We start from the raw sequence: 6,281 nt of genomic DNA, 5'->3' as shown, positions 1-6,281 counted from the left end.
GCAACAGCGGCTTCCTCGTCTTCCTCGGCGTCGCCGCGTTCGTCGTGTTCATCTTCGCCACCGGCACCGGCGGTGAGATCACCGACGCGTTCAACGCCGTATCCGGCGCCGCAGCGGACACCGCACCAACCGCCACGCCCGAAGCTGGAGACCAGATCCCCGACATCGGCGGTGACACCGTCGACGACGCAGCCGACACCATCCCGACGTTCGGGCTCGCCTTCACACAAGCGTCCGCGAAAGCAGGCCTCGCCACACTCACAACCGACGACACCCCCGACAGCGGCTACGACCGCGCCGAATACGGACCCAAATGGACCGACGTCGACCGGAACGGCTGCAACACCCGAGACGACATCCTCGCCCGCGACCTCACCGACACGAAACGCGACGGCTGCACAGTCCTGTCCGGGTCGTTCGTCGACCCGTTCACCGGCTCGCCGTTCGACTATGTCCGCGGGTCGGACCCGCAGCCGGTGGCTGTGGTCCGGGTGGTGGGGTTGGAGTCAGCGTGGGGTGCTGGCGCGTCCTCGTGGGATGTGCCGCGGCGGGCGGTGTTCGCGAATGATCCCTTGAACCTGGTGACCGTGTCGTCGGCCGAGGCGGATGTTCGTGCCGGCAGAGGACCGGATGGGTGGCTGCCACCGAACGCCGGGTTTGTGTGCGGATGGGCTGCCCGGCAGGTCGCGGTGATGGTGAAGTACGGGTTGTCGGTGACGTCGTCGGAGCGCGCCGCGTTGGACGGTGCGTTGAACACGTGCACGAGCTGACGGTCGACGCCGCATGCCTCGATGGTGTGAGCCCGCAGCAGCCGTCGTCCCGCCGTGAGGCGCTCCGACGTGACCGCGCGAAGCGGCGGGCGCGGTCCGTGGCGTTGCACGTGGCGACGGCGGTCGGTGCGATCGTGTTCGCGATGCTGGTCCGCGCGACGGTGTTCGAGATCTCCGTGATCCCGTCCACGTCGATGGCGCCGACGTTGGCGGTCGGTGACCGGGTCGGTGTGGAGAAACTCACCGGGAACATCCTGGACGTCAAACGGGGCGACATCGTGACGTTCCGCGATCCGGGCGGGTGGCTGCCCGATGAGCTGTCCGGGCCCGATCCGGTGACCGCGGTGATGATCGCGGTCGGGTTGGCCCCGCATGACTTGGGCGGGCAGCTGATCAAACGGGTTGTCGGCCTACCCGGGGATCGTGTCGCGTGCTGCACGGCGGACGGGCTGTTGACCGTGAACGGTGTGCCGTTGGAGGAGCCGTACCTGCCGGCGTCGTTGGAGAAGGCGTCCGCGGACGGGTTCGCGGTGGTGGTCCCTGACGGGCACCTGTGGGTGATGGGTGATAACCGGGATGCGTCCGCGGATTCACGCGCCCACCAGGACTCGAAGTCCGGGCCGTTCGTGCCGTTCGAGGCGTTGGAGGGCAGGGCGATCTTCCGGTTCTTCCCGTTGGACCGGTTCGGTTCCCTGCTCGATTAGACGATTTCGACCAATTTCCCGGATTTTCGGCCGAAGTGCGGATTTCGCCGCACACCTACCCCTGCATGACCACCAACACCACGTCGAAGCAGGCTCTCGCGATCGCTCGTGCGAAGGAGCTGCAGGGCCGCACCGCGGACGGCCAGTACACGTTCAAGACGAACTCGGGCGCCGAGGTCGTCCTCGAGCTCCACCCCGACAACGGTTGGGTGTTCGTCGACACCCCGTCCGACTACACCGAGCTGATCAACTCCGGCGACCGCCGTGTCGCGCACGCCGCTCTCGCAGCGATGTACGTGGACGTCCGCCGTTCGGTGGCTCGCCGCGTCTCGAAGGTGGGCCTGAACCCGCAGCTGACGGAGGACATCGTCGGTGACGCCGGCGAGCACTTCACGGTGCGGTTCAACAACGGCAAGCCGATCCAGGGTGGCCTGATCAACCAGTACGCGTCGTCGCTGACGTCCCGCCAGGTGAACCCGGGCGTCCGTCATGAGATCGCGAAGGGCTTCAAGCTGGTCGCGAAGGCGATCGAGGAGGCGCAGCACGAGTCCGGCAAGGAGCTCTCCAGCAAGGAGATCGACGAGCTGTCGGAGAAGATCCGCATGTCGAGCGAGTTCAAGGACGGGCACCGCCCGCCGAAGGGCTTCATGAACCTGAAGACGCTGTCTTCGCCGGTCTCGGCCAGCCAGTTCTCAGACTCGTACATCGACGAGGTCGCCTACCACACCGGCTACGGCCAGGATTCCTCGTTCGACGGTGCCGGGTCGCAGCGCGACAAGCTCGTCGAGTTCGTCGAGGAGAAGGAGATGTCCCGCGCGGACGCGAAGAAGCAGGTCTGGTCGGCGTACTCCGCTGACTTCGACCTGCCGCCGGCGGCTGAGAACTGGATCGCCCGGAAGGACGCGGAGGCTGTGGCCTCGTTCATGCGTCGTGACGAGCGTTCGATCGCCCGCGCGTGCCAGGACTTCGAGGACGGGAAGCAGTCGAAGTACACGGTGGCGCTGTTCGCCCCGTACGGCGACATCACGCCCCGTCAGAAGCAGGAGCTCGTGGAGCTGTTCATCTCGAACCCGCACGGTATGAAGCTGTGGCGTGCGGCGCTCGAGGAGGCTGTGAAGAAGCCGGTGCGGCGCCAGGCTGCAGCGTAGCCAGCGGATGTGAGGCGGCGGTCCGGGGACTTCCTCGGGCCGCCGTTTCGTTCTCTTCACCGCCTTGAGTGCAGGTTCTTGGAGACACCCTGGCCACGTAGCTGCTGGGACAACATGGACGGCATTGCTCGAAGAGAGTATTAATGGTCCTGAATCTGGGGTGCGATAGATCGCCGTTCCGTTGGCAGTGCTAGTGATCGCACATCTGGGGGGTGTCACATGAGTACCGTTTTCGCTACCGCGACCGGACGCATTACTCTCACCACTGGCTGGATCCGGTGGTACTCCGGGGGGCGAGCGTGGCTCAGATTGATCGAGTATCACCGACTCGCGACCTCCGCGTCCGAGGCGGCGCTCGCTGGTATCTCGCAGTCTGACGCACGGGCTCTCTTCTCCAACGCCATGTACTGTGCGGTCGCCCAGTTTCACGTCGCATCTGACAACGCGCGTTCCTCGTTGATGGAGGGCCTGCTCACTGCAGTCGACAAGCATGCCACGCTCGTAGGCCTCGAATCGCCTTATCTCACCATGACAGGCTGGGCTGCCGCATCCGGTCGGAAGGATCTCTCTGTTCGGGCGAAGGAAACGTGGACCCGATTCGGGCAGAGCAGCGTGATCAGTGGCGGTCGGCCTCTGTCCCCCTTCGCCGACGTGAATAGGGGGATCCTGTCATTCCTTGGACCGGCTGAGCTCGACGTCCTAAAACCGTTGGGTGGCCAGGCCGGCATCATTGGATCCAACGACATGGCACCGAGCTTGCATACGCTCACCTCACAGGCGACGCGCAACGCTCAACTGCTGTCGATGACGGAAGATGAATGTCAGGGCTACTGGGCTATCGGCGGCGGTATCGCGGGAGGAACCGTCGGGGCGGTCGCGGGAGCGGTCGGCGGGGCCGCCGCTGGCACTGCAGTGGCCCCTGGGCCCGGCACTGCGGCAGGTGGCACTTGGGGTGCGGGGGAGGGCGCCGCGGCAGGTGCCGGACTGGGGTTGGCCGTCGGGCAAGCGCTTGGGCAGATCGTGTGCGGATACCTTCAACGAGCGGAGGACGCAAAGAAGGCCAAGGATGCAGCGGGGCCGACGGGGGCCACAGGTACAACAGGTTCAACAGGGTCGACCGGATCAACAGGGTCGACGGGGGCTACGGCTTCCACCGGATCAACCGGATCAACCGGATCAACCGGGTCAACCGGGTCAACCGGGTCCACAGCCTCCACCGGGTCAACGGGTTCCACTGCATCCACGGGGTCTACAGGGTCGACAGGATCGACTGGCTCATCGGGATCGACAAGCTCGACAGGGTCCACGGGGTCGAGCGGGTCGACGGGCTCAACCGGATCGACGGGTGGAACTCCGGACACGATACCCCGCGACGATGATGACACCATGTGGGTGGACCCGGCGCTGGCGGCTCGCATTCTCGGGGCCGCGCCGAAAGACCCGGCGGGCCCCGGCAACGAGGACGAAGCAGGTGCGCCAACGAGCATCGACCCGGGGAAGGTTCCAGGATTCGGGCTGGTCGATCCACCCGAAGGTTGGGACGACAACCTGGATGGCAGCTGGGCGAATGTTCGGCAAAAGCTTGGTCAGACTCCTTTTCGCACTGGGCCAAAGGGTTCACTGCTGTTGGCGACCTCTGCCATTCCCGTGGGTGACGGAATCTCGGCCTACCTGATCCACTCTGGTGCGAATTCGTACGCAATGACTGGGGTTCCGCGGCTCTCGCCCGACAGTCAACTCGCCACCCCAGGCTACCTAGCCGTCGCGACGAACCTCCCGGTGAGTGCGTCGGCCGGCAACGTTGCTCTGCCGGTGACGCTGGGCTCTATCGCGAGACAACTCGGGAGCTTCGCTCGCAACGGGCTGGAGAACCTCCTGCACCGCGCGATGCCTGGACGCTTCGGACCAGCACGGGGCAGCACTGGTGGCGACGCAGGCGATCACCCCTTCTAGGCGACCGCCGACAGCCGCTCCCTACGTCGTATCCGTCACGCTTGCCGGTCGCCGCATAGAGCTTCTGGGAGACGCCTTGCGCTCGGTGGTCGACCATGTGGACGCTTGCCTGGTAATCGACACTGGCGGAGAGCCCGATGCACTGAAGGTGGCGCGGGAAGCGGTAGGGAGGAGCCTCTGCACCGACGTACTCCCTTGGACTGGTGACTTCTCCGCTGCCCGGAACTGGGTACTGGAACGTGCGCACGGCCTTGGTGCTCAGTGGGCGCTGATGCTGGACACGGATGAACGAATGCGGATCGAGCTCGACCTCCGAGAGTGGTTGGCGACCACCGCGTATGACGTCGTGGTACTGACTGCCAACGACGGAACCTACGGTAAGGAACGACTCTTCCGACTGCCCTCGAAAGGTCGCTTTGTCGGCCCAACCCACGAATGCTACCTCCCCCAGGATGAGGTACGTGGCACGCTCGACGCTGCAACCTTCCTCGAGATAGCCAAGTCTCCCGCGGAGCTTCGAACCAAGTTCGAACGCGACCTTAAGCTCCTGCGCGCGTACTCCAGCCTGCACCCGGACGACCCGAGATGGCACTTCTACCTTGCTGAAACGCTTCGCGGGTTGGGGCACCTGCCGGAGGCCTCAGAGGAGTACGTGCGATGTGCGGACCTTCGTGGATGGCCCGAGGAGGGCGCGTGGGCTTGTTTTCGCGCCGCGCAATGCCTACTCCAGCTCGGCAGACCATTGGAGGCGATATCGCGCTGCGCAGAAGGAATGACTCGTCATCCCGGAATTGCCGAGCTTCCGTGGCTGGTAGCGACGACATGCCTTTCGATCGGACAGGTCGAACAGGCCGTGCGGTGGGCTCAAATTGCACTCCTAGGAAATGCTGCGCGGTTTCCGGAAATGTGGAGTCGTCGCGTCGGCTTCCGCGAGCCCATCGCGCTCTACGAGGGGCCGTACGACGTGCTGCGCTTTGCATTACGCGAGCTAGGCGATGATGACGCCGCGACGGATGCTGAAATAGCGTTCTTCGCCGCCCGAGCGGAACGCACCACACGCTTCTCAATCGAATAGTCGTGTAGGGCCATCCGGCACTTCCATTTTGCGGGCACCCGCGCATGATAGTTTCATAATCCGTAAGATAGAGTAGGTTTTATGAAACAGTCAGCTTCAGCGCTTCTGCCGATCCTCCGATCGGACACACAGGGGGAGATCCTCGCTGCGCTGTTCACCTCACCGGACGGTGAGACCTCCACGACGGAGCTCGCGAGCCGGCTGGGTGTCAGCAGCCCTACGGTGATGCGGGAACTGCACCGCCTGGCATCCGCAGCCCTGCTCAACAGCCGCGACGTCGGCCGGGTGAAGCTCTACCACCCGAACCGCGAGCACCCGCTGTTCCCTGCAATCACGCAACTCGTGGAGTTCACCTACGGTCCGCAGCCAGTGCTCGAACGTGAGTTGGCGTCCGTCGCCGGCATCGACGCGGCCTACATCTTCGGGTCCTGGGCGGCACGCCGTGCGGGCATCGAAGGCCCACCGCCGGGCGACATCGACGTACTCATCGTCGGAGAACCGGAGCGACGCGAACTCTACGCCGCCCTCGACCGCGCGCAGCAGGAACTCGGCCGCGAGATCAACGCCACGAGGCTCGACCCGGCCGACTGGACAGACGTCAGCATCAACTCATTCGTGCGGACCGTTCGGG

General features: G+C 65.0%; 7 protein-coding genes. All 7 read left to right on the top strand.

From position 1 onward, the window contains the following. Positions 1 to 770 (top strand): HNH endonuclease family protein (locus GH736_RS15090; RefSeq protein WP_159604766.1); only part of this gene is annotated, 770 nt, incomplete at its 5' end. Beyond that, entirely contained in the window at positions 758 to 1,474 is a 717-nt protein-coding gene (lepB, locus tag GH736_RS15085) for a signal peptidase I (protein WP_159604764.1), read from the top strand. The genes GH736_RS15090 and lepB, both read left to right, overlap by 13 nt. A 65-nt stretch (positions 1,475 to 1,539) precedes the next feature. Then, positions 1,540 to 2,622: a hypothetical protein gene (locus tag GH736_RS15080; RefSeq protein WP_159604762.1), complete on the top strand. Its 1,083-nt coding sequence runs from the start codon at positions 1,540 to 1,542 to the stop codon at positions 2,620 to 2,622. Positions 2,623 to 3,644: 1,022 nt separating this feature from the next. Next, positions 3,645 to 4,001, top strand: a complete 357-nt coding sequence (locus GH736_RS25105; RefSeq protein WP_235934280.1) for a hypothetical protein — start codon at positions 3,645 to 3,647, stop codon at positions 3,999 to 4,001. A gap of 7 nt (positions 4,002 to 4,008) precedes the next feature. Next, positions 4,009 to 4,575 (top strand): hypothetical protein, encoded by a 567-nt coding sequence (locus tag GH736_RS24360; RefSeq protein ID WP_162529568.1) that lies wholly within the window; start codon positions 4,009 to 4,011, stop codon positions 4,573 to 4,575. Positions 4,576 to 4,867: 292 nt separating this feature from the next. After that, positions 4,868 to 5,650, top strand: coding sequence for a tetratricopeptide repeat protein (locus tag GH736_RS15070; RefSeq protein ID WP_203230792.1), 783 nt, complete (start codon positions 4,868 to 4,870; stop codon positions 5,648 to 5,650). 81 nt (positions 5,651 to 5,731) lie between these two features. Continuing rightward, the coding region (locus GH736_RS15065; RefSeq protein ID WP_159604756.1) for a helix-turn-helix domain-containing protein at positions 5,732 to 6,281 on the top strand (550 nt) is incomplete at its 3' end.

Source organism: Agromyces humi (assembly GCF_009720255.1).
In the GTDB taxonomy this organism is placed as follows: Bacteria; Actinomycetota; Actinomycetes; order Actinomycetales; family Microbacteriaceae; genus Agromyces; species Agromyces humi.
The sequence above is the reverse complement of the archived record's forward strand: the minus strand, read 5'-3'. Positions and strand labels throughout refer to the sequence as shown.